Consider the following 25,335-nt stretch of genomic DNA (forward strand, 5'->3'; position numbering starts at 1 on the left):
AGCGATGAAATTGGATTCCATGTAATCCACTATTCAGATCACATATTTCTTTGCCGCGAGCCTACAGTTGCCGCCTCAATCCAGGAGTTCTCAACATGTGTGGCATCGTCGGCGCCGTCTCAACCCGCAATATCGTCCCCATCCTCGTGCAGGGCCTGCAGCGCCTGGAGTACCGGGGCTATGACTCCTGCGGCGTGGCCGTCCATGCCGGTGGCCTCAAGCGCGCGCGCAGCACGGACCGTGTCGCAACCCTGATCGAGCAGACGCGCGACGAGCACGTCGAAGGCACAACCGGCATTGCCCACACCCGTTGGGCCACGCACGGCGTCCCGGCGGTTCACAACGCGCACCCGCATTTCAGTCATGGCCCGGGCAAGGATGCGAGCAGCAGGCCAGGCCGTATCGCGCTCGTGCACAACGGCATCATCGAAAACTATGTCGAGCTGCGCAACGCGCTCAAGGCCAAGGGCTACGAGTTCGCGAGCCAGACCGACACCGAAGTGATCTGCCACCTGGTGGACAGCCTGTATGACGGCGACCTGTTCGAGGCGGTGAAGGCGGCTGTCGGCCAACTGCACGGCGCTTACGCGATCGCCGTGTTCTGCAAGGACGAGCCGCACCGTGTCATCGGCGCGCGTGCCGGTTCACCGCTGATCCTGGGTGTGGGCAAGGAAGGCGGCGAGAACTTCCTGGCCAGCGATGCGATGGCGCTGGCAGGGGTGACCGACCAGATCCTGTACCTGGAAGAGGGCGACGTCATCGACGTGCAGCTGGGCAAGTACTGGGTGGTGGACAAGTCGCACAAGCCGGTGACGCGCGAAGTGAAAACCGTGAACGCGCACAGCGGCGCGGCAGAACTCGGCCCCTATCGCCACTACATGCAAAAGGAGATTTTCGAGCAGCCGCGCGCGGTGGCAGACACGCTTGAAGGCGTGCACGGCATCGTTCCCGAACTGTTTGGAGACGGCGCCCTGCGTGTCTTCAAGGAAGTCGATTCGGTGCTGATCCTGGCGTGCGGCACGAGCTACTACAGCGGCTGCACGGCCAAGTACTGGCTGGAAAGCATCGCGAAGATTCCCACGCAGGTCGAGATCGCCAGCGAATACCGTTACCGCGATTCGGTGCCCAACCCCAGGACCCTGGTCGTGACGATCAGCCAGTCGGGCGAAACCGCAGACACCCTCGCCGCGCTGCGCCATGCGCAAGGCCACGGCATGACAAAGACGCTGACCATCTGCAATGTGTCCACTTCGGCGATGGTGCGCGAGTGCCAGTTGTCGTATGTGACGCGTGCCGGCGCCGAGATCGGCGTGGCATCGACCAAGGCCTTCACGACGCAACTCGCGGGACTGTTCCTGCTGACGCTCGTCCTCGCGCAGGTCAAGGGCTTGCTCAGCGAAGAGCAGGAGGCGCAGCACCTGAAAGCGATGCGGCATCTGCCTGCTGCGCTCTCGGCGGTGCTCGCGCTGGAGCCGCAGATCATCAGCTGGTCCGAAGACTTCGCCAACAAGGAAAACGCGCTGTTCCTGGGTCGCGGCCTGCACTACCCCATTGCACTGGAAGGCGCGCTCAAGCTCAAGGAGATTACCTACATCCACGCGGAGGCGTATGCAGCCGGTGAGCTCAAACATGGACCGCTCGCGCTCGTCACCAGCGAAATGCCGGTCGTCACCGTGGCACCCAACGATGCCCTGCTTGAAAAGCTCAAGAGCAACATGCAGGAAGTGCGCGCGCGCGGCGGCGTGCTTTATGTGCTGGCCGACGCCGACACCCGCATCGAAAGCGAAGAGGGCATCCACGTCATCCGCATGCCCGAGAACTACGGCCCGCTCAGCCCGATGCTGCATGTGGTGCCGCTGCAGCTGCTGGCCTATCACACGGCGTGCGCAAGGGGAACGGATGTGGACAAGCCGCGCAACCTGGCTAAAAGCGTGACGGTGGAGTGAGCCGGTCAGATGTAACAGGTGCATATCGCGTTTGACGCGATTGCGACGCCGGATGAGCTGGAGTACGCTAGTGATCAGTTTTAACTCTTCCAGCCCGGAGTTGTCATTTCGTCCATCGCGATCAATTCCGCGCTCTCTGATGGCGCCGGGCCAGACGAGACGCTTTACGAAAGTCCGTCGACACGCATCGTCCGTTGTGCAGAAGGGTCGGCCGCAGGACGCTGGATCAGGAAGGAATATCTAGGCGCTCTTGCAGCGCAGCGCATGTGCAACGAGAAGAGCTTGCTCAGGCGGCTCGATGGCATCGAAGGGGTCGTCCAGCTGGCCCAGGGGACGAACGCCGCAGACTTTCTTTTCCTGCGCGATTGCGGCGGAATCAGCCTTGCGCATGCGCATGCGCATGCGCGGGCGCTGGAGCCGGGCAGATTTGCGATGGACACCGTCCTGTCGCTGGCGTGCCAACTGGCACACGCCCTTGCCGGTGTTCACCGCGCAGGCGTCATCCACCGCGATATCAATCCAGCGAACATCCTGCTGTGCACAACCGGCCAGGCTGTGTTGATCGACTTCGACCTGGCGGTGCTTGCCACGCACCAGCAGGACGTTGAGCCGGACGGACATCTCGTGGGCACCCTGGCCTATATGGCGCCGGAGCAGACCGGGCGCACCGGCCGTGCAGTAGACCAGAGAGCCGATTTGTATGCGCTGGGCGCCACCCTTTATGAACTGGCTACCGGCCACCCGCCGTTCCAGCAAGCCGACGCGCTCAAGCTGATTCACGACCACCTGGTGCGCGAACCCAGGCCGCCGTGGCAGGTCGATGCGCGCATTCCGCATGGCTTGTCCAACATCATCGTGCGCCTGCTGGCCAAGGCGCCGGAGCAGCGCTACCAGAGTGCCGAGGGCCTTCTGCACGATCTGCAGCGGCTGCGCAGCGAGCTCCATCAGGGACACAGCGGCGTCTTTGCGCTGGGCGAACGGGATTTTCCGGCCCGACTGGTCGCGCCGGTCCGGCTGGTAGCCAGGGATGCCGAGCGGACTGCCTTGCAGACCGCTTTTGCCAATGCGATGCTCACGCCCGGGCATACCGTGTTGATCGACGGCCCTACTGGTGCGGGCAAGAGTGCGCTGGTCAATGAACTACGGCCTGTGGTGGCAGAGGCTGGGGGCTGGTTCGTCTATGGAAAGTTCGACCAATACCAGCGAGATGCGTCCGCGGCAGGGGCTCTCACCCAGGCCTTGCGGGCGTTGGGCCGACTGCTGCTGACCCAGTCGGCGGAGAAGGTGGCCGACCTGCGCCAGAAGATCCTGCACAGCGTAGGCCGCAACGTGGGGCTGATCGCGGCGGCGTCACCCGAGCTGGCGCTGTTGTTGGGAACCCCTGGCGATGTGCCGGAGGTGGAGCCCCGACAGGCGGAGTCGCAACTTCAGCAGGGCATATTGGACCTGCTTGCGGCGGTGGCGTCACCGGCGTGTCCGCTGGTCTTCGTGGTGGACGATCTTCAGTGGGCGGGCTCGTTTTCGCTGGGGGTCTTCGAGCGCGTGATGACGGACCTGCAATTGCGCGGGTTGCTGCTGGTGGGCATCTACCGGCCGGAAGAGGTCGATGCCGCACATGTTCTGTCACCGATGCTCGCGCGTTGGCAACAGCATGCCCCGCCGCCGTTGCAGATCACACTGGCCAACCTGACCTCAGCCGGCGTGAGCGAAATGATCGGCAATATGTTGCGGCTGGCGCCTGTGCCATCGCGTGGTCTGGCCGATGCGCTGAGCGTGCTCACCGGCGGTAACCCATTTGACACGGTAGAAATGATCAACGCCTTGCGCGCTGACGGGTTGCTGATGCTGGGCGAGTCCGGCTGGACCTGGGACGACGCCAAGGTGCGCAGCTACGTCGGACGGGGCAATGTCGTGGACCTGCTGGCCGCGCGCATCAGCCGTTTGCCAGCTGCCTCGCGTGAGCTGCTCGAATTCATGAGCTGCCTGGACAGTGCGGTCGAAATCAGGTTGCTCTGCGTCGCCATTGGGCTCAGCGATGACGAACTGCAATCGCGGCTGCGCGCACCGCTGGAAGACGGCTTGCTGGTCGAAGACCGGACGGGCGGGCAGGTCAGCGTGCGTTTTCGGCATGACCGGGTGCAGCAGGCGATGCTGGGCGCAATGGACGATTCGCAGCGCGCCAGCCGCCAGGCGGCAATGGCCCGGCGACTGGCGCTCGAGCCAGCCCATGCGAGCGAAGCGGCCCAACAGTACCTGGCGTGTCTCGGCCTGCTCAATGAGCCCGAAGAGCAAAGGCGCGCTGCGCATCTGCTCCATGGTCTTGGGCAGGTGCTGGCCAGTACGGGTGCCTACCTGCTCGCCGAACGCTACATGGCGGCGGCTGAAGGTTTGCTGGCCGCCCTTGACGAACCCGGTGACGAAGCGCTGCGCCTGGCGATCGATGTGGCGCGTCATCGCGTGCTGTATGGGATGGGGCGGGTGAAGGAGTCCGACCCTCTGTTTGACAGGATCCAGGCTCGCACGAGGGTGCCGCTCGATCTGGTGGAGTCCTGCTGCCTGCAGATGAAAAGCCTGGACATGCGTGCACGCATGGTCGATGGCATGTTGCTGGGCCGCAGCCTGCTGGAGCAACTGGGGCTGCATGTGCCGCCAGACTATGCCGACCCGGCCACCGAGCAACGGCTGGACGCACTGCGTGAATGGATCAGGCAGGACGGCCAGATCGATCATTCAAAAAGAGCGCAGCCGCACGATCCCCGATTGCTGGGCATCCACAAGTTGCTGGCCCGGATGGTGGGTTCTGCAAACTATGCTGCGGACGCGAATGCGTACACCTGGCTGCTCTTGGAGAGTCAGCGCTTGTGGGACGAACACGGTCCGAGTGCCGATCTGGTGGGATGCCTCGGCAATCTGGGCAGCATGCTGATTGCCAGGCGACAGGACTACCGAACGGCATACGAGGCCTCGCGCCATGTCATCACCGTGGGTCAGGCGCTTGGTTTCGACGCGCAGACCGCGACGGCAAGGTTCCTGTTTTCCGGTCGCAGCTGTCCCTGGTTCGAGCCGCTCGAAAACGCCCTCGAACACGCAACGCGAGCCTTCGAGGTTGCGCAGGTCGGCCCCGACGCCTCTTTCGGGAGCTACTTCAATATTCCGGTCTATGTGCTGTCGCTGGAAGTCACGCGCACGCTTGATATTTGCGATGCCAGGGTCGATATCGGCCTGGCGATCTGTCGACGCACCGGAAACTCGCTGGCGTCGGCGATTCATGCCTGCGAGAAGCAGACCCTGCGCGCGCTGCGCGGACAAACCAGGGCTCTCAACAGCCTGGACGATGAGCAGTTCAATGAGCAGACCTTCATGGCGAACATCGGTCAGATGTCGCCCTTGCACATCCTTCGCGGCCACGTGTTTCTGGCACTGATATCAGGCGAAGTCCACGAACTCGTGCGTCGTGCCGAGAACGTCATGACACATGAGCACGGTATCCATGCCGGTTTCCGGGCCATGCATTCGTACCTGTGCATTGCCCTGGCGCGGGCCTGGCGAGTTCAGGTGGGCGACCTTTCGGCCGTAGAGGCGCAGCCCCTGCTCGAAGAACTGGAGTCGTGGCGCAGCTGGTTGGCGGCGCGCGCGACCGACCAGCCCTACAACTTCCTGCATCTGCTGCGGCTCGTCGAAGCAGAACAGGCGTGGGCGCTCGGCGACCTGTGGAAAGCGGCCATCACCTTCGATGATGCGGTGCTCGAAGCCGACACCCGTCAGCGACCCTGGCATCAGGCCCTCATCACCGAACGCGCAGGCCTGTTCAACCTGGCCGCCGGAGTCATCGGCGCCGGGCGTCACCTGCTGACCAGGGCGCGCGACCATTACCAGGCGTGGGGTGCCATGGGCAAGGTGAAGAAGCTGCAGCGCGAGCATGCCTTTTTGCAGCCACCAGCGCGTAGCCTGACCTCGCAAAGGGGTAGCAATCCGGGCCAATCGATCAAAAGTAGCGCATCCGTGTCGCCGGACACGCTGGATCTGGTGGGCGTGCTGCAGGCGTCCCAGGCCCTCAGTTCAGAGACCAGCCTGGAGCGGCTCACGGCCCGGGTCGGCGAGGTGCTGGCTTCATTGAGTGGCGCGACCAAGGTCCTGGTGCTGTCGTTCAACGAGGATCAGTGGTGGCTTTTGTCGCACGCGCCGACCCAGCCGTCGATGCTGGTGACGCAGGCCGTGCAGCAGGGATTGCTGCCCCTGTCGGCCTTTGCGTATGCGCAGCGAACCGGCCAGGCCCTCATCGTGGACGACGCCACCAGCGACGACCGGTTTTCGCGCGACCCGTACTTTGCCGGCCTGCCGGTGTGCTCGCTGCTGCTGGTGCCGATCGCCGGACAGGCGGCTGCGCGGGGCATGCTTTTGCTGGAAAACAGGCTCGGTGCGGCTGCCTTCAATTCGCAGCGGCTTGACGCGGTGATGCTCATCGCCGGGCAGCTGGCGGTGTCGCTGGGCAATGCCCAGCTTTATGAAAACCTGGAGCAGCGGGTGCAGGCGCGCACCCGCGAGCTTCAGGAAACGCAAGCCCAGCTGGTAGCGACCGCGCGGCGCGCCGGCATGGCCGAGATCGCCAACAACGTGCTGCACAACGTGGGCAATGTGCTCAACAGCATCAACGTCTCGGCCGACGTCCTGCGCGGCACCCTTGCCAGATCAAGAGTCGACGGCCTCACACGCGCAGTCGAGTTGATCAATGAGCATGAGCACGACCTGTCCCGCTTCATCGAAACCGACCCTCGCGGCAAGCAGCTGTGGCCCTACCTGAACCAGCTCGTGGGGGCGCTTCGCGCGGAGCGGGAACAGGCCCTGAGCGATCTTGACCGGCTGTCGCTGGGCGTGGATCACATCATCTATGTGGTGGCCACCCAGCAGGCGCACGCCGGACCGTCGAGCGTGGTGGAGATGACGCAGCCGCAGGAGCTGATCGAAAAAGCGCTGCAACTGAGCGCAGGGACCATCAATCGCTGCAAGATCGAGGTCGTGCGCCGTTACGAAGAAGTGCCTGCCTCGGCGCTGGACAAGCAGCGGCTGGTACAGGTGCTGGTGAATCTGATCGGCAACGCGGCGCAGGCCATGGAAACCGGGCCTGCCACGGCGCGCCGGCTCACACTTGGCGTTGCACGGGCCGACGTCGAAGGCGTTGCGCGCCTGCGCCTGAGTGTGCAGGACGCCGGCGAGGGCATCGCGCCCGAGAACCTCACGCGGATATTTGCGCACGGCTTCACGACACGCGCCAGCGGCCATGGCTTTGGCCTGCACAGCAGTGCGGTGGCAGTCGAGGAGATGGGTGGAAAACTCATGGTGCACAGCGACGGGCCGGGACGCGGAGCGACCTTCACTATCGAATTGCCGTGACCCTGTACGCGATCACTGCCCTGCCCACAGACGGCGATGGACCCGACGAGACTCTGTATGGAAGTGCGTCGACGCGCATCGTTCGTTCGGCGGACGGATCGGCGGCTGGCCGTGTGATCTGGAAGCAACACCTGGGTCCATTGGCTGCGCAGCGCCTGCGCAACGAAAAGAAGTTGCTCATGCGGCTGGAAGGTATCGAGGGCGTCGTCCAGCTGGACCCCGGGGCGCATGGCGCCGACATCCTGGCCCTGCGCGATTGCGGCGGGATCAGCCTTGCGCAGGCGCTGCAAGCCGCACCGCTGGACATCGACACGGTCCTGTCGCTGGCGTGTGAACTGGCACGCACGCTGGCCGGCGTTCACCGGGCCGGGGTCATACACCGCGATATCAACCCGGCGAACATCGTGTTGTGCGCGTCGGGGCGGGCCTTGTTGATCGACTTCGACCTGGCGGTGCCCGCTGGACAACATCTTGCCGTGGAGCCGAACAGCCAGGTCGTGGGCACGCTGAGCTACATGGCGCCGGAGCAGACCGGGCGCACCGGCCGCGCGGTGGACCAGCGCGCTGACCTGTACGCGCTGGGTGCGACGCTTTATGAGTTGTCAACCGGCCGTCCGCCATTTGGGCAAGCTGACCCACTGCAACTGATTCATGACCATCTGGTGCGAGAGCCCGTGGCGCCGCGGCAGGTCGATGCGCGTGTACCTCGCGGGCTGTCGAACATCATCTTGCGGCTGCTCGCGAAGGCGCCGGAGCATCGCTTCCAGAGCGCCGAGGGCTTGTTGCACGACCTGCAGCGTTTGCGAGGCGAGCTTGAACAGGGGCGCAGCGGCGTCTTCGAACTGGGCGAGCGCGATTTTCCAGCGCGGCTGACGGCGCCAGCCCGGCTGGTCGGTCGCGACGTCGAGCGGGCCGTGCTGCTGGACGCCTTTGCCGAATCGATGCAAGTACCGGGTCGCACGGTGTTGATCGATGGCCCTGCCGGTGTGGGCAAGAACGCGCTGATCGACGAACTCAGGCCCGTCGTGGCCGCAGCCGGCGGCTGGTTCGTTTACGGCAAGTTTGACCAGTACCAGAAGGACGGGTCTGCGACGGGGGCCCTGACGCAGGCCTTGCGATCGCTGGGACGCCTGCTGCTCACCCAGTCCGGCGACAAGGTAGAAGACCAGCGGCAGCGCATCCTGCAAAGGCTGGGCCGCCATGCCGGCCTGGTCACCCTGGCGTCACCCGAATTTGCGCTGTTGCTGGGGCCCCAGGCCGAAGTGCCGGAGGTTGACCCACGCCAGGCGGAACTGCGACTGCAGCAAGCCATGCTGGACCTGCTCCTGGCGATCGCTTCACCCGAGTGTCCGCTTGTCGTGGTGGTGGACGACCTGCAATGGGCCGGCGACATTTCGCTGCGGGTTTTCGAACGCCTGATGCTGGACCCGCAGCTGCGAGGCGTGCTCCTGGTCGGGGCCTATCGTTCTGGCGAGGTCGATGCAGACCACCACCTGGCGAACATGCTCGTGCGGTGGCAGCAGCTTGCCCGGCCACCACTGCGCATAGCGCTGGCCAACCTCACTTTGGCCGGCATGAGCGAGCTGGCCGGGCAGATGCTGCGGCTGGCGCCTGAGCAGGCCCGCAAGCTGGCCGAAGACCTGAACGTGCTCACAGGCGGCAACCCGTTCGACACGGTCGAGATGATCAATGCACTGCGAAGTGACGGCGTGCTGCGCCTGTCCGAATCGGGCTGGCAGTGGGACGAAGTCAAGGTGCGCCGCTTCATCGGCCGGGGCAACGTGGTGGACCTGCTGGCCGCGCGCATCAGCCGGCTGCCAGCGGCCTCGCGCGAGCTGCTGGAATTCATAAGCTGCCTGGGCAGTGCGGTGGAAGACCAGCTGGTGTGTGCCGCCGTCGGACTGACCGGTGGTGAGCTCCTGCACCGACTGCAGGCCCCGCTGGAAGATGGCTTGCTGGTGGCAGACCAGACGGGCGGGCACAACACCGTGAACTTCCGGCATGACCGCGTGCAGCAGGCGATGCTGGGCGCGATGGACCACGCGCTGCGCGGCCAGCGCCAGCTCGCGATGGCGAGGCGACTGGCGCACGGCCGGGGCTTCGAAAGCGAGGCGGCCCAGCAGTACATGGCCTGTGTGGACCTGCTGGATGAACCCGAAGAGCAGCGGCGCGCCGCGCACCTGTTCCACGGCCTTGCGCGAGCCTTCGCGAGCGCGGCGACCTACCTGCTGGCCGAACGCTACCTGGCGGCCGCCTGCGCGTTGTTCGCGGCCGTTGATGACCCTCGCGACGCGGCGCTGCGACGCGAGATCGACACGGCGCGCCATTGCGCCCTGTACTCCCTTGGCCGTACGGACGAGGCCGATGTTCTCTATGCCAGCATCGAGTCGCGCGTGCAGGACCCGCTCGACCTGATCGAAGCGGCCTGCCTGCAGATCAAGAGCCTGGACATGCGCGGCCGTGCGCACCAGGCGATCGCGCTGGCCGTACGGTTGCTGGCGAAATTGGGGGTGCACGTGCCGGCGGACTTCAGCCATCCCGACAGGGAGCAGCGGCTGGACGCCCTGGATGAGTGGGTCAGCCAGGACAGTCAGCTGGATCATTCGAGGCGAGCGCAGACCACGGACCGGCGGCTGCTGGGCATCTACAAGTTGTTCGGCCGAATCGTGGGCTCGACCGTCTCTACCAGGGACTTGAATGCGCAAGCCTGGGTACTGCTGGAGGCGCAGCGCTATTGGGCCGAGCATGGCCCTTGTGCGGAGCTGGTGGGCTGCATGGGCAATATAGGCAATATGGTGATTGGGGTCCGGCAAGCCTATCGAACCGGGTACAACATGTCCCGCCACCTGATTGCTGTGGGTGAAGCACTGGGCTTCGAGGTGCGCACGGCGACCGCGCGATACCTGTTTGCCAGCAGCGTATGTCCGTGGTTCGAGCCTCTTGAAAATGCGCTCGACCATGCTGCGCGCGCGTTTGAAGTCATGCAAGCAAAGGGAGACGCCAGTTTTGCGTGCTATTTTAATTTTGCACGATGCACCGTACTGCTGGACGCCGCGTCAACGCTGGAGCGTTGTGAAGCCCAGGTAGAAGAGGGGCTTGCCCTGTGTCGACGCGCCGGCAACGGCCTTGCCGGGGGGCTGCACATGGGCGAGAGGCAACTGATGCGAGCCCTGCTCGGACAGACGCGCGCGCTGGCCAGCCTGGACGACGAGCAGTTCAATGAACAGGCGTTCAAGGCAAGCGCAGGCCATCTCCCGTTCATGCACTTCTTGCCGCACCGCGCCTTCCTGGCCTTGATCGCCGGTGACCTGGCCGGACTGAAGCGGTACGGGCCTGACGCGATGGCAGGAATGCAGGGGGTGAATTTCGGTCAGTATCGGACTGCGCACAGCGTTCTGTTCGTCGCGCTGGCGCTGGCGTGGCAGATGCAGCGCGGCGACGCGGGCACCGACGCAGAGATCGCCGAGCTTGAATCCCTGCGCAACTGGCTGGCAGGCCGCGCTGCAGACCAGCCCTACAACTTCCTGCACCTGTCGCTGCTGGTGGATGCCGAGCAGGCCTGGGCGATGGGCGACTTCTGGAAGGCAGCAACCACCTTTGATGCGGCCGTTGTTGAAGCCGAGAGCCGCCAGCGGCCGTGGCACCGGGCGCTGATCACCGAACGCGCAGGACTGTTCCACCTGGACCGGGCAATGACCGGCACTGGCCGTGGTTTGCTGGCGAGGGCGCGTGACCATTACGCGGCGTGGGGTGCGAAGGCCAAGGTCGACCAGATGCAGCGCGCGCATTCTTTTTTGCAGGCGCCGGCTCGCAGCCTTACGTCGCAGCTTGGTAGCAGCGCGGGACATTCCATCCAGAGCAGCGGCGCCGTCTCATCGGATGTGCTGGATCTGGTGGGCGTGCTGCGGGCGTCGCAGGCGCTCAGTTCCGAGACCAGCCTGGAGCGGCTCACTGCCCGGGTCAGCGAGGTGCTGGCTGCCCTGAGCGGGGCCAGTAAAGTCCTGGTCCTGTCATGCAACGAGGGGCAGTGGTGGTTGCTGTCTCACGCGCTCGACCAGCCCTCGATGCCCGTGGCGCAGGCCGCCGAATGCGGACTGTTGCCGCTGTCGGCCTTCGCTTATGCGCAGCGCACCGGCGAGGCGCTCGTGGTGGACGACGCGCTGCGCGATGACCGGTTTGCGCGAGACCCGTATTTCGCGGGCGTGCCGGTGTGTTCGCTGCTACTGGTCCCCATCGCAAGCCAGGGGCTCGCCCGCGGGATGCTCCTGCTGGAAAACCGGCTCGGTGCGGCGGCATTCAATGCGAAGCGGCTGGACGCGGTGATGCTCGTCGCCGGGCAACTCGCCGTGTCGCTGGCCAACGCCCAGCTTTATGAAAGCCTGGAGCAGCGGGTGCAGGCACGCACCCGCGAACTGGAGGACACGCAGGCCCAGCTCGTCACCACTGCGCGGCGCGCCGGCATGGCCGAGATCGCCAACAACGTGCTGCACAACGTGGGCAACGTGCTCAATAGCATCAACGTTTCGACTGACGTCCTGCGAAACACGCTGGGCAACTCCAGGATCGAGGGCCTCACCCGCGCTGTCGAATTGATCAACGAACACGAGCACGACCTGTCCGGCTTCATCGAAACCGACCCTCGCGGCAAGCAGCTGTGGCCCTACCTGAACCAGCTCGTGGGAGCGCTTCGCTCGGAGCGGGAACAGGCGCTGGGCGACCTCGATCGTCTTTCCCTGGGCGTGGATCACATCATCTACGTGGTGGCCACCCAACAGGCGCACGCCGGACCTTCCAGCGTGCTGGAGATGACGCAGCCGCAGGAGCTGATCGAGAAAGCCTTGCACCTGAGCGCCGAGACCATCAGCCGCAGCGGCACTGCGGTGGTGCGCCAGTACGAGGATGTGCCCGCCTCTGCGCTGGACAAGCAGCGGCTGGTGCAGATCCTGATGAACCTGATCCGCAATGCGGCGCAGGCGATGGAGCGCGTGCCTGCGCCAGCGCGCCAGCTCACCCTGGGCATCGGGCTTGCACAGGCCCAGGACGGCAAACGCCTGCGCATCACCGTGCATGACACGGGCGAGGGCATTGCACCCGAAAACCTCCCTCGGCTCTTCGCCCACGGGTTCACCACTCGTGCCAGCGGCCATGGCTTCGGCTTGCACAGCAGCGCGGTGGCTGCTGCAGAGATGGGCGGCAAGCTCGCCGTCCACAGCGACGGCCCGGGACGCGGTGCGACTTTCATCATCGATCTGCCGCTCCAGGTCTAGGTTACGGACCTGAGCGGCGCACTTCAATGTCTGGAATCCCCATGAACACGATCGACAACGCCGCTGCGCCTGACCAGTCGCATGCCTTTACCTACGAGCGCGGCCGGGACATGCGCCGCTACATGATCGCCTACGGCCTTGTCGCGCTGGCTGGCTCGGCGCTGTGGGGTGGTGTGGGCAGCGTGCTGATCCCGCTGCATGTGCAACAGATCGAGTTCGCGCAGTTCTTTGCAGGCGCGATGGCTTCGGTCAATCTTCAGGAACTCGTGGCACTGAAGGCACAGATCGCAGCAGGCGCCGCGAAAGCAACCGCCGAGCAGCAGCGCTTGCTGGACGCCCTGGCAGCGTATGAGACGGCCAAGGCAGGCAACCTCTCGATGCTCAAGTCCATCGCATTCGCAGCGACGATGCTGATGCAGCCATTGATAGGCGTCGTATCCGACCGCACGCGATCACGCTGGGGCCGCCGCGCGCCCTGGATCCTGGTTGGAGCGGCCATGACGCTGGCAGGTTTGATCGGGATGAAATACTCGACGTCCATCGTGCAACTGCTGCTGGCGTGGGTCGTGACCCAGGTGGGAAGCAACGTGGTCATGAGCCCGCTCGCGGCGACTGTCGCGGACAGGATGCCGGCTGCGCAGCGCGGGCTGATGTCCGCCGTCGCAGGAGTCGGCTTGTTGGTCGGATTCATGCTTGGCACGGTCACCGCCGGCGCCCTGTTCGGAAAGTTCGGCGTAGGCAGCTACCTGGCCTTTGCGGTCGCCCTGTTCGTGTTCTCGGCGTCGTTCGTGATGGTGTCGCGCGATCTCCCATCGAGCGCCATGCGCCAGCAGGCCGTGAGCGCCCGGCAACACCTGCTGTCGTTCACACACGCCTTGCGCAGTCCAGACTTCCGGTGGGTGTGGGTCGCGCGGGTTCTCGTGATGGTCGGCTGGTCGACCAGCGCGGTGTACAGCGTGTACATGCTGCAGTCGTACATACAGCCTGCACTCAGTGCTGCGGAGGCCGCCAAAACGGTCGCGATCATGCACCTCGTCACGTTTCCCGGGACCTTGCTTGCCATGGTGATCACGGGTCGATGGTCAGACCGGATCATGCGCAGGCGGCCCTTTGTCATCGGCGCTTCGTTTCTTTTTGCGGCCTCGATGATCGTGCCCCTGTTCTGGCCCACCCTGACTGCGCTCTACGTGCAGACCGTGCTGGCCGGCATGGCAGTGGGGACCTTTCTCGTGGTGGACCAGGCCCTGCTCATCGACGTGCTCCCCAACAAGGACCATGCCGGGCGCGACATGGGGATCGGCCAGTTCGCCATCAATCTGGGGCAGGTGATGGGCCCCATCGTGGCGAGCGTCGTATTTTCTGCAACCGGCGGCTACCGGATGATCTGGGCCGCTGCGCTGGTGGTCCTCGTGCTCTCCGCTTTTGCGCTCCTGCCGGTGAAAACCCGATAGTGGGGCTATCCCATTGATGAGCAGGTTGACAAGTCAATAGGCCGGACAGTACCGTGGTCAGACACAACAACTCTCGAATGAAACGGAGATTTCGCATGGCCACGAGGAGCAAGACAGCGATTGTTGGCGGGTTCGTGATGAGCGCTGTCGCGCACGCCGTATCGGCGCAGACCGTCCCGCCACCGCCATCGGGACCGGTCCCGTCGCTGGGGGTGGTGACGATCACGGTCAACAAGCGCGAAGAGCGGTTGCAGGACGTGCCTGCGACGGCCACTGTCATCCAGTCCCAGCAGCTGGACCAGCAAAATATTTCCACCGTCCAGGACTTGACCCGGGCTATCCCCACGCTCGACGCGTCGATCGCAGGTTTTCGCATACGCGGTTTTGGCGGAACGTCTTTTTCGCTCACCGCCGAAGGCAGCGTGGGCATCCTGGTGGACGGCGTTTCACTCTCGGGTGCCGGCGACTTCCCGCCCAACCTGTTCGATGTGGAGCGGGTCGAGGTGCTGGAAGGACCGCAGGGAACCTTGTTCGGCAAGAATTCGTCGGCCGGCATCATCAATATCGTCACGAAGGCACCCAACACGAGAAAGTTCGAGAGCGTGGTGCGCCTCGATGCGCAGACCCGTCACGGCAAGTCGGTGCAGGCAGCGATCAACGTGCCACTCAGCGACGTGCTGGCCTTGCGCCTGTCCGGCACCGTGCAGGACGACCCGCGAAGCACCCGCAACCTGTTCGATGGCGCCTGGGACAGCCCGCGCAAGACGAACGCGCGATTGCGCCTGCTCTGGAAGCCCACGAGCGACGTCACCGTCAACCTGAGCGCGGACCAATCTGAAAAGACGCTTCACGGAGGCGGGCTGTGGACCATTTACCAGTCGACTCCCGGCTCGCTGCTGACCACGGCTTCGAGCGCATGCGGGGTCACGATACGGCCGGACAACACGGACGTCTGCGCAGTCCCGGGCCAGAACGGCAACACGACCCGCGTCGGGGGCTACGCTGCGCAGGTTGACTGGGCGATCGGCAACTACCGCCTGACGTCCGTGACTGCCGTGCGAGACGTGAAGAACGACCTTTCCGGCGCGGACTACGACATGGTGAGCGTGCGCGCGCCGGACTACACGCAGCCCGAACTCAAGACCTATCACAACGTCAGCCAGGAACTGCGCATTGCGTCGCCGGACTACGAATGGGGCAACTTCGTGGCGGGCGCCTATTACTTCAAGGGCCGCATCAACCAGGACATCAGCAACGTGCTCACGCTGGCGCCGTACAAGCTGGGCACGCGCAACCTGGTCAGCGGCGAGAACATCAGCACTGCCGTGTTTGGACAGGGGACTTACAAGTTCAACAAGGCGCTGTCGGTGAACCTGGGCGCACGCATCGGACGCGAAGAAGCCTCGACTGCCCGAACCGGCACCTTGTCTCCTGGCGCGGTTGCAGCGCTCACCCCGGCCCGGCTTCTTCCCGTCACCGGGGACTCGGCGGATAACTACACGTCATGGCGCGCCGGCGTGCAGTACGACTTCGATCCCAGCCGCATGGCCTACCTCACCTATGTGCACGGCTACAAGGCCCCCGCGGTCAATCACAACGCCACCAATATCAGGGTACCGCTGGTGGTGCGCGCAGAGATTCCCACCATGCTGGAAGCTGGCCTGAAGAACATGTTTTTCGATGGCCGGCTCGGGGTGAACGTCTCTGCGTATGCCATGAACATCAAGGATTACCAGGCCACGATCTGGGACCCGGCTGCGGTCGCCTTCATCTTTACCAATGCGCCCAAGCTCGCAAGCCGCGGCGCGACCCTCAACTTCTACGGCAACCCCACCAGTGCGCTCACTGTCAACGGCGGGCTGGCCTACACGGTTGCCAAGTTGGGATCGGGGTTCCTGGTGGAATGCGCCATGGGATCGCCTGCCGGATGCACCCGCGATGCGGGTGGCGACCAGGCCGGTGGCACGCCCAAGGTTCGCGCGACGCTGGCGTTCGACTACCGCTTTCCCCTGGCTTCGATGCGCGGTTCGCTCGGCGGTGATGTGGTGTACACCTCCGAGAAGGTGTTCGACCGGACCGATCCCGCCCGCAACCTGGCTGCAACCACCATCGTGGGTGCCCGGTTTGGCGTACGCACTGCCGACGACAAGGTCGGGTTGACCCTCTACGCCCGCAACCTGTTCGACAAGTTCAGCCCGACGTACCGCAGCGGTAACCTCATCGCTTTTGCAACGGGCGACAACCGCTCGTACATGCAGTTCGTGGGCCCCGAATCGCGAAGGGTGCTGGGCGTCAGCCTCGACGCGAAGTTCTAAAGCTCAGCAAGGCACAGGCCGTTCACGACGGCGTCGCGTCCTACAAACCAAAGCGAAACCGACGCGGAACTACCCGCGTACTCATGGCTCGGGGGCAATCGCCCTCGTTGTGTTCACCCTTATTCAGGAGCACCCATGAGCGAAACCGCATACGGTCGAGGCACGCAGCGCCCGTCCCTTTCCAGGCTTGCATTGAGCGTCAGCCTTGCGCTGACCTTTGGCGTTACCACGGGAGCGATGGCATCGAGCCACCGGGAAGCGCCCTTCATCGCGGGGCAGCCGCAGACCGACGCCACCGACTTCTACATGTTCCGCAGTTACGAATCGGGCCGCCAGAATTTCGTGACGCTGCTGGCCAACTACATTCCGTTCCAGGACCCGCAGGGCGGCCCGAACTACTACCAGTTCAACCCGAACGGCCTGTACGAAATCCACATCGACAACAACGGCGATGCGGTCGAGGACATGACCTTCCAGTTCCGCTTCACCAGCACGCCCAAGGACACGGCCCTCACCGTCGGCGGCAAGGCCACGAAGATCCCGCTCATCAACAGTGGCACTATCACCGGCGTGAACCCTGCTTCGCTCAATGTGCGCGAAACGTTCACGATCGACCTCGTGCGCGGCAACCGCCGCACCGGTGCGCGCACATCGGTGGCAGCCAGCAGCGGCGGCGCCACCACCTTCGACAAGCCGGTGGACAACATCGGCGAAAAGTCCTTCCCGAACGGCTACGCCAACTACGCCGCGCAGCACGTCTACAACGTCGCCATCCCTGGCTGCGCCACACCCGGCAAGGTGTTCGTCGGCCAGCGCAAGGAGCCGTTCTACATTGCGATCGGCAAGGTGTTCGACCTCATCAACCTGAACCCGCTCGGGCCTGAAGTCGGCGGCAACAACAACGACCTTGAAGGCAAGAGCGTGAGCACCATCGCGATGGAACTGCCCATCGACTGCGTTGCCACATCCGCCGACCCGGTCATCAGTGCGTACACCACCGCCAGCGTCCGCCAGGCACGCCTCATCAATGCCGCACCTGCCACTGGCCTGAACAAGGCGAGCAAGGAAGGCGGCGCATGGGCACAGGTCTCGCGCCTGGGCATGCCACTGGTCAATGAAGTGGTGATCGGTCTTTCGGACAAGGACAAGTTCAATGCGTCCAAACCGACAGGCGACGGCCAGTTCATCGACTACGTCACCAACCCTGCATTGCCTGCGCTGATCGAGTTGCTCTTCCCGTCCGCCAAGGCGCCGACGAACTTCCCGCGCACCGACCTGGTCACGGCGTTCCTCAAGGGCATCGAGGGCGTGAACCAGCCCAAGAACGTGGTTGCCTCTGAGATGCTGCGCCTGAACACATCGATTGCCCCGACTGCGCCTGCCATGCAGAACGCACTGGGCGTTGCCGGTGGAGACCTCGCAGGCTTCCCGAATGGTCGCCGCCCTGCGGATGACGTGGTGGATGTGTCGCTGCGCGTTGCAATGGGAGCGCTGTGCGTGCTCACCGGCGCCAACGACAGCCTCAAGGTGGGTTGCAAGCCCTCTGACGCGCCCGCTGGCGGCCTTGCATTGACCGACGGCGTGCGCAAGACAGCGGCCAACTACGGCACGACGTTCCCGTACCTCACGACGCCAATCAACGGCAACTTCAACCCGGCGCCTGCCGCCGGTGCGGTGTTCCCATAAACGAAAGGCAAGAACATCATGTCCAGATCCACACCACGGCTTGCGTTGGCCGCATGCGCTGCAGTCGTTGCCCTCGCGGGCTGCGGCAGCAGCGGCGGCGGCGATGACGGCGGGGTCACGACCCCACCGCCAGCGCCTACAACCGACATCCCGCAGTCGGCGCAGTCCAGCGTCGATAGCCTGATCGCCTATATCAGCGGCCTGATCTCGGGCAGCACCAATGAAACCGGCTCGCCTGTCCTGGTCGGTGACGCGGTGCTTCCGGTGAGCGAGACGGCCGAGCCATCGCCCTGATCGCAGCTGATTGAAAGCCCCAGCGCCGTTGATTGCACCTGTGCATTCACCGGCGCTTTTTGACTTGAACGATCAAGAGCACGCATGCAAATTTCTGAACGCACAAGGACACGGATAGCAGCCCTCGTCGGTGCAATGGCGCTGATGGCTGTTCATCTCGCAGCGCAAGCGCACGAATTCTGGATGCTGCCCGACCGGTTCTCGCCGGCAGTGGGCACGCCCGTGTCACTCACACTCGCCGTGGGAGAAAACTTCTACGGGGACCCGGTGGGCTTTTCGAGAGACCTTGTGGCATCGCTTCGCAGCTACAACGCAGCAGGAGTGACCGATCTCGGCGCGCGCATTCCGGCAGGCGCTCCCACAGGAACATTCAATGTGCCGATCACAAGGGCCGGCACGCAGCTCATCGCGATGGATTCGCACCCGAGCCGCATCACGCTGTCCGCCGACAAGTTTCACGCCTACCTGCGCGAGGAGGGCCTGGACTTCATCGCGAGAGCACGCGAGGCGTCTGGCACCGCAACCACACCGGGCCGCGAGCGATATCGCAGGAACGTGAAGGTGCTGGTGCAGGCGGGCGCGCAGTCCGATGCAACTTTTTCTCGCCGCACCGGGCAGATGCTGGAGATCGTGCCGATGGCCGATCCGCATGTGCAGGTGTCCCGCAAGCCGCTCGCATTCCAGGTCTTCTTCGACAGCAAACCGCTGCATGGCGCGCTGCTCAAATTCTGGAGCAAGGACCATGGACAGGTGACCATCGTGCGCACCGTCACCGATGCCGATGGCAAGGTGCAGTTCACGCCGCCCTGGCCCGGGACGTGGATGGCGAGCGTGGTGCACATGGTGCCCGCACGCGATTCACGGGAAGACGACTGGGACAGCTACTGGGGCAACCTGACGTTCGCACTGCGCAACTGATGGCGACGCGTGGTGTCTCTGGCAAGCGTCTGGGCACTCAGGCCGCGTTTCCTGGTTTGAAGCCCAGCGCCTTCATCGCCCAAGCGAGTGCAGCACTGCTGGATGCGTACTCGGACCACGGTGCATTGCCTTGATCCAGGCGTGTGTGGACGGTGCGCACCGTCCAGTGCGCGCCGCTGGTGAGGCCGTCAAGCTCATCCCAGCGCACAGGCACAGAGATACCCAGGCCCGGACGCGATCTCGCTGACCATGCTGCGACGGTGGTTGCGCCAAAACCGTTGCGCAGGTAGTCGATAAAGATCTTGCCGATGCGGTTGCTGCCGCCGCTTTTGGCGACGAACCGGTCGGGCAGCGTGCGTGCTAGATGTTGCACCACAGCCTGCGAAAAGCTCTTGACTGTGTCCCAGTCGAACTGCCTTTTCAGCGGCACGACCACATGCAGGCCCTTGCCGCCGCTGGTCTTGAGGAAAGCGGGGAGCTTCAGTTCGGTCAGGAAAGCGTGCACCAGATGCGCGGCTTCCTGCACTTGCTTCCAGCTCACGCCTTCGCCGGGGTCCAGGTCGAACGTCATGCGGTCGGGCTTGCCGATCGCCGTCTTCACGCCGTTCCAGGTGTGGAACTCGATGACGTTCATTTGCGCTGCTGACAACAGGCCCAGCGGCTGCGCCACTTCCAGCATCGGCGCATGTTCAGGAACGAGCGAGCGGGGCAGCTCCTGGATGCCGGGCATCTTGTAGCGCTCTGAATGTTTCTGGAAAAACAGCTCGCCGCCTATGCCCTTGGGAGCGCGCACGAGTGATACCGGACGGCCCTTGAGGTGCTCCATCATCAACGGCGCAACGAGGTTGTAGTAGCGCACCAGCTCGATCTTGGTCGTGCCGGACTGAACGTCGATCACGCGGTCGGGGTTGCTGACGCGCAAGCTGGACGGCAGGGCGGCGGCGGTCTGCGAAGGTGAAGACGCTGACGCGCGGGAGGCCTTCGCGGGCCTGTCCACGGATGCCTTGTGCTGCGGCTCCTCGCGCTCGATCTGGTCGACGGGCTTGTCGGTCCTCAGGCCGTGAAATACCGAGTGACGCACCCGCCCGCTCTGGGTCCACTCGGCGAACGCCACTTCGCAGATCAGCTCCGGGCTGACCCAGTGCGCATGACGTGGCAGTTCAGGATCGGGCGCGAACGGCGGCGCATCGGCCTGCAGTGCGTCGAGCTTTTGCCGCAGGTCCCGCAAGGTGGCATCGCTGAAACCCGTGCCGACGTTGCCCGCGTACTTCAGCTTGCCGCCCTTGTCATGCACGCCGAGCAGCAGCGAGCCGATGCCTGCGCGTGATCCCTTGGGGTCGGTCCATCCGCCAATCACGAATTCCTGGCGCTGGCCGCACTTGAGCTTGATCCAGTCGCTGGAGCGGCGAAGCACATAGGCCGAGTCCTTGCGTTTGGCGATGACGCCTTCGAGCCCGAGCTTGCAAGCGGACGCCACGATCTCGCCAGGAGGCGAATCGAACACCGCGCTGAACCGCACATTGCGGTGAGGCTTGCGTTCCACGATGCGCTGGAGCACGGCGCGGCGTTCCACCAGTGGCACTTCGCGCAGGTCGTAGCCCGCGCACCACGGCAGATCGAACAGGTAGTAGACGATGCCGGCGGTGCGCGCTGACTCGAAGCTGCCCTGCAGTGCCTGGAAGTTGGCGGGCCCCGCTTCGCCCGGCATGATGATTTCGCCGTCGTACCAGCCGTCGGGCAGGTCCATGTCCTTGAGTGCCTGCTCCAGATGCGGCAGCTTGTGCGTCCAGTCGTTGCCGTTGCGCGTGAAGAGCTGCACCTTGCCGCTTTCGGCGCGGGTGAGCATCCGGTAGCCGTCGAACTTGATCTCGAACACCCAGTTGTCGGGGTCAGCGGGCGGCTTGTCCACCAGCGTGGCGAGTTGCGGTTGCAGCGTCTTCGGAAACGGCGCTTTCTTCGCACCGGCAGGTGGGCCGTAAGACTGCACTGGCTGCGGCACTGACTGCGGCGCAGCCTGCGGCAGTGACTTCACGCTGTCCGGCATTTCATCGACCACACTGAATTCGGACGAAGGGCGCACATGTTCATCCTTTTCCTTGATGAGCAACCAGGGCTCCTGCCGGTCATTTCCCCTGCCCTTGATGCGAATCAGGGTCCAGCGCCCGTGCATCTTGTGACCGTGCATCTCGAACTTGAGCTTGCCGTCGCGATAACCCTGTTCGGGGTCTTCCAGCGGGGTCCAGGTGCCCTTGTCCCAGATGATGACCTTGCCCGCGCCGTAGTTGCCTTTGGGGATTTCGCCTTCGAAGCTGTTGTACGAAATCGGGTGGTCCTCGACATGGACGGCCATCCGCTTGTCGGCAGCATCGTAGCTGGGCCCCTTGGGAACGGCCCAACTCTTCATGGTGCCGCCCAGCTCCAGGCGCAGGTCGTAGTGCAGTCGCGAAGCCCAGTGCTTCTGGATGACGAATGCGCGCCCGGCCTCGTTGGCAATGCCGCCGTCAGCAGGCTCGGGCGTCGCGTCGAAGTTGCGCTTGTCGCGGTAGGCCTTCAGGGCGCTGGATGCCGCTTCAGAGCCCTTGGAAGGGGTGAGCAGCATCTGCTTTCAATCCTAGGCTCAGGACGCAGCGCGCGCCTGGTCGCGCATCTGCCTGACCTGATCGTGGTTGCGCTGGACGCCTTGCAGCTGGCGTTCGACGATGGCCTTGATCGGGCCGGGCAGCGGCTTTTTCATGGCGTTCGTGTAACGGGCCTTGGCGTTGTCTTCGCCCTTTTCGCACTCTTCCAGCACGGCCTTGTCGTCGTAGGTCGAGAGCGTTGCCTTCACAGCAACCCAGCCGCGATGCAGCGCGGCGGCGGCCGTGCCGTGATCAGCGGTGTTGCCGCCGAGCGTGCGAATCTGGTCGTTGAGTTCGGCTGCTGCCGCGCGGCATTCGTCGGCACGCTGCAGGAAGAATGACTTGAGGTCGGAGCGCTCGGCCTGTTCGGCGCAAGCGCGAAAGCCGTACTCGCCGTCATGGGAGCACTCCGCGAGGTCCTGCAGCACGTCAATCACGTCGCCCTTGTCGCCGGTGTTGTTGCCTGCGACCTGCGCTGAGCCGAGTGCCGAGGCAGCGCCGGTGCCTTCGCTGGTGGAGTGGAGGTTGAAATCTTTGTCTTCTGCGGCCATGGTTGCTCCTTGTGCTGTGCAATTTGTGAGGTGCTGATCTTTGGGCTCGGCGCGTGTGGAAGGAGTCGGCGGATCTGGAAAGTGGTTGTAGGAGAAGCGCGACGGGGCGCGCCCCACAGGTGAATCCATGCTTGTCCTACACCTGGCGATCGATGTCTGTGTCGATCATGTGCTTCATGAAGCACGCACTGCGCAAGACCCCGTCGCACCTGCACCTCGCCTACAAATACGGAGAGGGCAGCGACAGCTTGATCGGGCGCAATTTCATGCTCGAAGTCGATGGGCACACGCTCACGCTCACCGTCGACCTCACACCCAATTTCCACACGCGCAACAAGTCCGCCTCGACCTATGTCGATGCGATCAACCTGGCGCACAACCATCACAAGCTGCGCTACCTGCAATGCACCGACAACCTGGTTCGCACACGCCTCATCCGTGCGTGGGAGCAGGTGGCGAATCCGCGCATGCGCATGTGCCTGGACCTCGGTGAGCGCGGACGCTTTCTCTACTTCGTGCTGCCGCATTCCCTGTTCATGGGCGGCGTTCAGCTGGACGTGCAGCAGGTGCTGGACAGCGCAGCTGTGCTGCAAAGCCTTGAGCACTCGCTCGAAGAACACTAGGAACCTGGAAATGAGAACTCTGGCGAAAACGCTCGCAGGTGTTGCGGCTGGATGCATGCTGGCGCTGGTTTCGTTGCATGCAAGCGCTGACGCGGGTTCGTTGCGCGCGAAGCACGCAGAGCTCAAGGAGCAACTGCGCAGCAACAGTTATGGCCGGGCCTTGTACATCGACTCCACCGAAAGCGGGGACTCGCTGACGGGCGATGTGTACGCAGTGCTCGATCATCCCTTCGACGCCGTGCGCGCCGCTCTGAAAGACCCGGACGACTGGTGCGAGATCATGATCCTGCCGTTCAACACCAAGTATTGCCACGCCAGCGGGACCGCAAGCGGCGCGAACCTGGATGTGCGCATCGGTCGCAAGGTGGATCAGCCGGTGCAGGACGCGTATCGCATCAACTTCGCACTCAGGCCGGTCGCTGCGACCAGCGACTACTTCGAAAGCCGCCTGCTCGCGCCTGTGGGGCCGATCGGCACCAAGGACTACCGGATCGCCGTCGAAGCGGTGCCGCTGGATTCAGGCAAGACCTTCATGCACCTGCGCTATTCCTATGGCTACGGCTTTGCCGGCAAGCTCGCGATGCAAGGCTACCTGTCAACCGTGGGTGCGAGCAAGATCGGCTTTACGGTGACGGGCAGGGACGCCAGCGGACAGCCTGTGTACATCGGCGGAACGCGCGGGGCCATCGAGCGCAATGCGATGCGCTACTACCTCGCGATCGACTCGCATCTGGCTGCCATGTCGGCACCGGCCGACCAACGCCTGGACAAGAAGATCGTGGGCTGGTTCAACGCCACCGAGCGGTACGCACGGCAGCTCCATGAGATGGACCGCGCGACCTATGTGGCGCTCAAGCGTGGCGAGCACGAGCGGCAGCAGGCAGCGATCAACTGACGGCTGGTCGCGCAGACGTAGCTGCCGCTTCGCGGTGGATGCCGGATCGAGTCCGGCATGACAGCCACAAAAGCTGTCATTGCGGGCTTGACCCGCAATCCATGACTTCGACGGCCGTTGCCGCCGCGCGGTGAATGCCGGAACCAGTCCGGCATGACATCCGCCGTTGTTACTTCAGCCCGGCCGCAGCGCGCAGAGCAGCAGCCTTGTCCGTGCGCTCCCAGGTGAACTCCGGCTCTTCGCGGCCGAAGTGGCCGTAGGCGGCGGTCTTCTGGTAGATCGGGCGCAGCAGGTCGAGCATCTGGATGATGCCCTTGGGGCGCAGGTCGAAGTGATCATTGATCAGCGCGGCGATCTGTTCATCAGGAATGACGCCCGTGCCTTCGGTGTACACCGTCACGTTCATCGGCTTGGCCACGCCAATCGCGTACGCGACCTGGATCTGGCACTGGCGCGCGATGCCCGCAGCGACGATGTTCTTGGCAACGTAACGCGCTGCATAAGCTGCCGAGCGGTCGACCTTGCTCGGGTCCTTGCCCGAGAACGCGCCGCCGCCGTGGGGGCATGCGCCGCCATAGGTGTCCACAATGATCTTGCGACCCGTCAGGCCGCAATCGCCCTGGGGACCGCCGACGACGAAACGGCCTGTGGGGTTGATCAGGTAGCGCGTGTCCTTGAGCCATTCCTTGGGGAGCACTGGCTTGATGATCTCTTCGATGATGGCTTCATTGAACGAGGGCAGCATGTGCTTGCCATCGCTTTGCTCCGGGCTGTGCTGGGTCGACAGGACCACGGTGTCGATGCTGTGCGGCTTGCCATCGACATAGCGCATCGTGACCTGGCTCTTGGCATCGGGACGCAGGAAAGGCAGGCGGCCGTCCTTGCGCAACTGGGCCTGGCGCTCGACGAGGCGGTGTGCGTAATAGATAGGCGCGGGCATCAGCTCGGGCGTTTCGTCGCAGGCATAGCCGAACATCAGGCCCTGGTCGCCAGCGCCGATGTTGAGGTGATCGTCGCTCGCGTGGTCCACGCCCTGGGCGATATCGTTGGACTGCTTGTCGTAGCAGACCATCACGGCGCAACCCTTGTAGTCGATGCCGTATTCGGTGTTGTCGTAGCCGATGCGCTTGATGGTGTCGCGCGCGACCTGGATGTAGTCGACGTGCGCGTTGGTTGTGATTTCGCCGGCCAGGATCACCAGGCCGGTGTTGGTCAGGGTCTCGGCCGCGACGCGGCTGCGGGGGTCCTGCGTGAAGATCGCGTCGAGAATCGCATCGGAGATCTGGTCGGCCACCTTGTCGGGGTGTCCTTCAGAGACAGATTCGGAAGTGAAAAGAAAGTCGTTCGCCATTTGAATAAACTCCACGGGTTGATAAGGCA

General features: G+C 64.2%; 13 protein-coding genes. 10 read left to right on the forward strand and 3 right to left on the reverse strand.

Annotation, left to right across the window (positions count from 1 at the left end):
• Nucleotides 1-95: 95 nt before the first annotated feature.
• From glmS to AQ12_RS09895, 8 genes are all read left to right on the forward strand, one after another.
• Nucleotides 96-1,946, forward strand: coding sequence for a glutamine--fructose-6-phosphate transaminase (isomerizing) (glmS, locus tag AQ12_RS09860; RefSeq protein ID WP_048439681.1), 1,851 nt, complete (start codon nucleotides 96-98; stop codon nucleotides 1,944-1,946).
• A gap of 225 nt (nucleotides 1,947-2,171) precedes the next feature.
• Complete coding sequence (locus AQ12_RS09865) at nucleotides 2,172-7,337, forward strand: AAA family ATPase (RefSeq protein ID WP_369799010.1); 5,166 nt, start codon at nucleotides 2,172-2,174, stop codon at nucleotides 7,335-7,337.
• Nucleotides 7,334-12,604: an AAA family ATPase gene (locus AQ12_RS09870; protein WP_048439682.1), complete on the forward strand. Its 5,271-nt coding sequence runs from the start codon at nucleotides 7,334-7,336 to the stop codon at nucleotides 12,602-12,604. Before AQ12_RS09865 ends, AQ12_RS09870 begins: the two co-directional genes overlap by 4 nt.
• Nucleotides 12,605-12,645: 41 nt before the next feature.
• Nucleotides 12,646-14,055, forward strand: a complete 1,410-nt coding sequence (locus AQ12_RS09875) for an MFS transporter (RefSeq protein ID WP_048439683.1) — start codon at nucleotides 12,646-12,648, stop codon at nucleotides 14,053-14,055.
• 95 nt (nucleotides 14,056-14,150) lie between these two features.
• On the forward strand, nucleotides 14,151-16,370 hold the full coding sequence (locus AQ12_RS09880; protein WP_048439684.1) for a TonB-dependent receptor: 2,220 nt from the start codon (nucleotides 14,151-14,153) through the stop codon (nucleotides 16,368-16,370).
• Between the two features lie 135 nt (nucleotides 16,371-16,505).
• Complete coding sequence (locus AQ12_RS09885) at nucleotides 16,506-18,056, forward strand: DUF4331 domain-containing protein (protein WP_053076654.1); 1,551 nt, start codon at nucleotides 16,506-16,508, stop codon at nucleotides 18,054-18,056.
• Between the two features lie 18 nt (nucleotides 18,057-18,074).
• Complete coding sequence (locus tag AQ12_RS09890; protein ID WP_152682741.1) at nucleotides 18,075-18,350, forward strand: hypothetical protein; 276 nt, start codon at nucleotides 18,075-18,077, stop codon at nucleotides 18,348-18,350.
• Between the two features lie 144 nt (nucleotides 18,351-18,494).
• The gene (locus AQ12_RS09895) at nucleotides 18,495-19,268 is read left to right on the forward strand and encodes a DUF4198 domain-containing protein (protein WP_161799009.1); all 774 of its coding nucleotides are present in this window, start codon (nucleotides 18,495-18,497) and stop codon (nucleotides 19,266-19,268) included.
• Between the two features lie 37 nt (nucleotides 19,269-19,305).
• On the opposite strand, the gene ligD is transcribed toward AQ12_RS09895, so the two are convergent.
• Nucleotides 19,306-21,867, reverse strand: coding sequence for a DNA ligase D (gene ligD, locus AQ12_RS09900; RefSeq protein ID WP_048439687.1), 2,562 nt, complete (start codon nucleotides 21,865-21,867; stop codon nucleotides 19,306-19,308).
• An 18-nt stretch (nucleotides 21,868-21,885) separates the two neighbouring features.
• Nucleotides 21,886-22,437 carry a PA2169 family four-helix-bundle protein gene (locus AQ12_RS09905; protein WP_053076655.1) on the reverse strand — a complete coding sequence of 184 codons (552 nt, stop codon included), beginning with the start codon at nucleotides 22,435-22,437 and terminating at the stop codon, nucleotides 21,886-21,888.
• Between the two features lie 176 nt (nucleotides 22,438-22,613).
• Here AQ12_RS09905 and AQ12_RS09910 point away from each other — a divergent pair, with 176 nt between their 5' ends.
• Both AQ12_RS09910 and AQ12_RS09915 read left to right on the forward strand, forming a co-directional pair.
• Nucleotides 22,614-23,060 carry a hypothetical protein gene (locus AQ12_RS09910; RefSeq protein ID WP_152682742.1) on the forward strand — a complete coding sequence of 149 codons (447 nt, stop codon included), beginning with the start codon at nucleotides 22,614-22,616 and terminating at the stop codon, nucleotides 23,058-23,060.
• Nucleotides 23,061-23,070: 10 nt separating this feature from the next.
• Nucleotides 23,071-23,955 (forward strand): hypothetical protein, encoded by an 885-nt coding sequence (locus AQ12_RS09915; protein ID WP_048439689.1) that lies wholly within the window; start codon nucleotides 23,071-23,073, stop codon nucleotides 23,953-23,955.
• 169 nt (nucleotides 23,956-24,124) lie between these two features.
• Here the strand turns inward: AQ12_RS09915 and metK are convergent, their stop codons facing one another.
• The gene (gene metK / locus AQ12_RS09920) at nucleotides 24,125-25,306 is read right to left on the reverse strand and encodes a methionine adenosyltransferase (protein WP_048439690.1); all 1,182 of its coding nucleotides are present in this window, start codon (nucleotides 25,304-25,306) and stop codon (nucleotides 24,125-24,127) included.
• Nucleotides 25,307-25,335: the final 29 nt, after the last annotated feature.

Source organism: Caenimonas sp. SL110 (assembly GCF_001044395.1).
In the GTDB taxonomy this organism is placed as follows: domain Bacteria; phylum Pseudomonadota; class Gammaproteobacteria; order Burkholderiales; family Burkholderiaceae_C; genus Ramlibacter.

Bases quoted from the DNA above. Each gene is read 5' to 3' on its own strand.
- glmS (WP_048439681.1), top strand. From the start codon at position 96: ATGTGTGGCATCGTCGGCGCCGTCTCAACCCGCAATATCGTCCCCATC.
- AQ12_RS09875 (WP_048439683.1), top strand. From the start codon at position 12,646: ATGAACACGATCGACAACGCCGCTGCGCCTGACCAGTCGCATGCCTTT.
- AQ12_RS09880 (WP_048439684.1), top strand. From the start codon at position 14,151: ATGGCCACGAGGAGCAAGACAGCGATTGTTGGCGGGTTCGTGATGAGC.
- AQ12_RS09885 (WP_053076654.1), top strand. From the start codon at position 16,506: ATGAGCGAAACCGCATACGGTCGAGGCACGCAGCGCCCGTCCCTTTCC.
- AQ12_RS09890 (WP_152682741.1), top strand. From the start codon at position 18,075: ATGTCCAGATCCACACCACGGCTTGCGTTGGCCGCATGCGCTGCAGTC.
- AQ12_RS09895 (WP_161799009.1), top strand. From the start codon at position 18,495: ATGGCTGTTCATCTCGCAGCGCAAGCGCACGAATTCTGGATGCTGCCC.
- ligD (WP_048439687.1), bottom strand. From the start codon at position 21,867: ATGCTGCTCACCCCTTCCAAGGGCTCTGAAGCGGCATCCAGCGCCCTG.
- AQ12_RS09905 (WP_053076655.1), bottom strand. From the start codon at position 22,437: ATGGCCGCAGAAGACAAAGATTTCAACCTCCACTCCACCAGCGAAGGC.
- AQ12_RS09910 (WP_152682742.1), top strand. From the start codon at position 22,614: ATGAAGCACGCACTGCGCAAGACCCCGTCGCACCTGCACCTCGCCTAC.
- AQ12_RS09915 (WP_048439689.1), top strand. From the start codon at position 23,071: ATGAGAACTCTGGCGAAAACGCTCGCAGGTGTTGCGGCTGGATGCATG.
- metK (WP_048439690.1), bottom strand. From the start codon at position 25,306: ATGGCGAACGACTTTCTTTTCACTTCCGAATCTGTCTCTGAAGGACAC.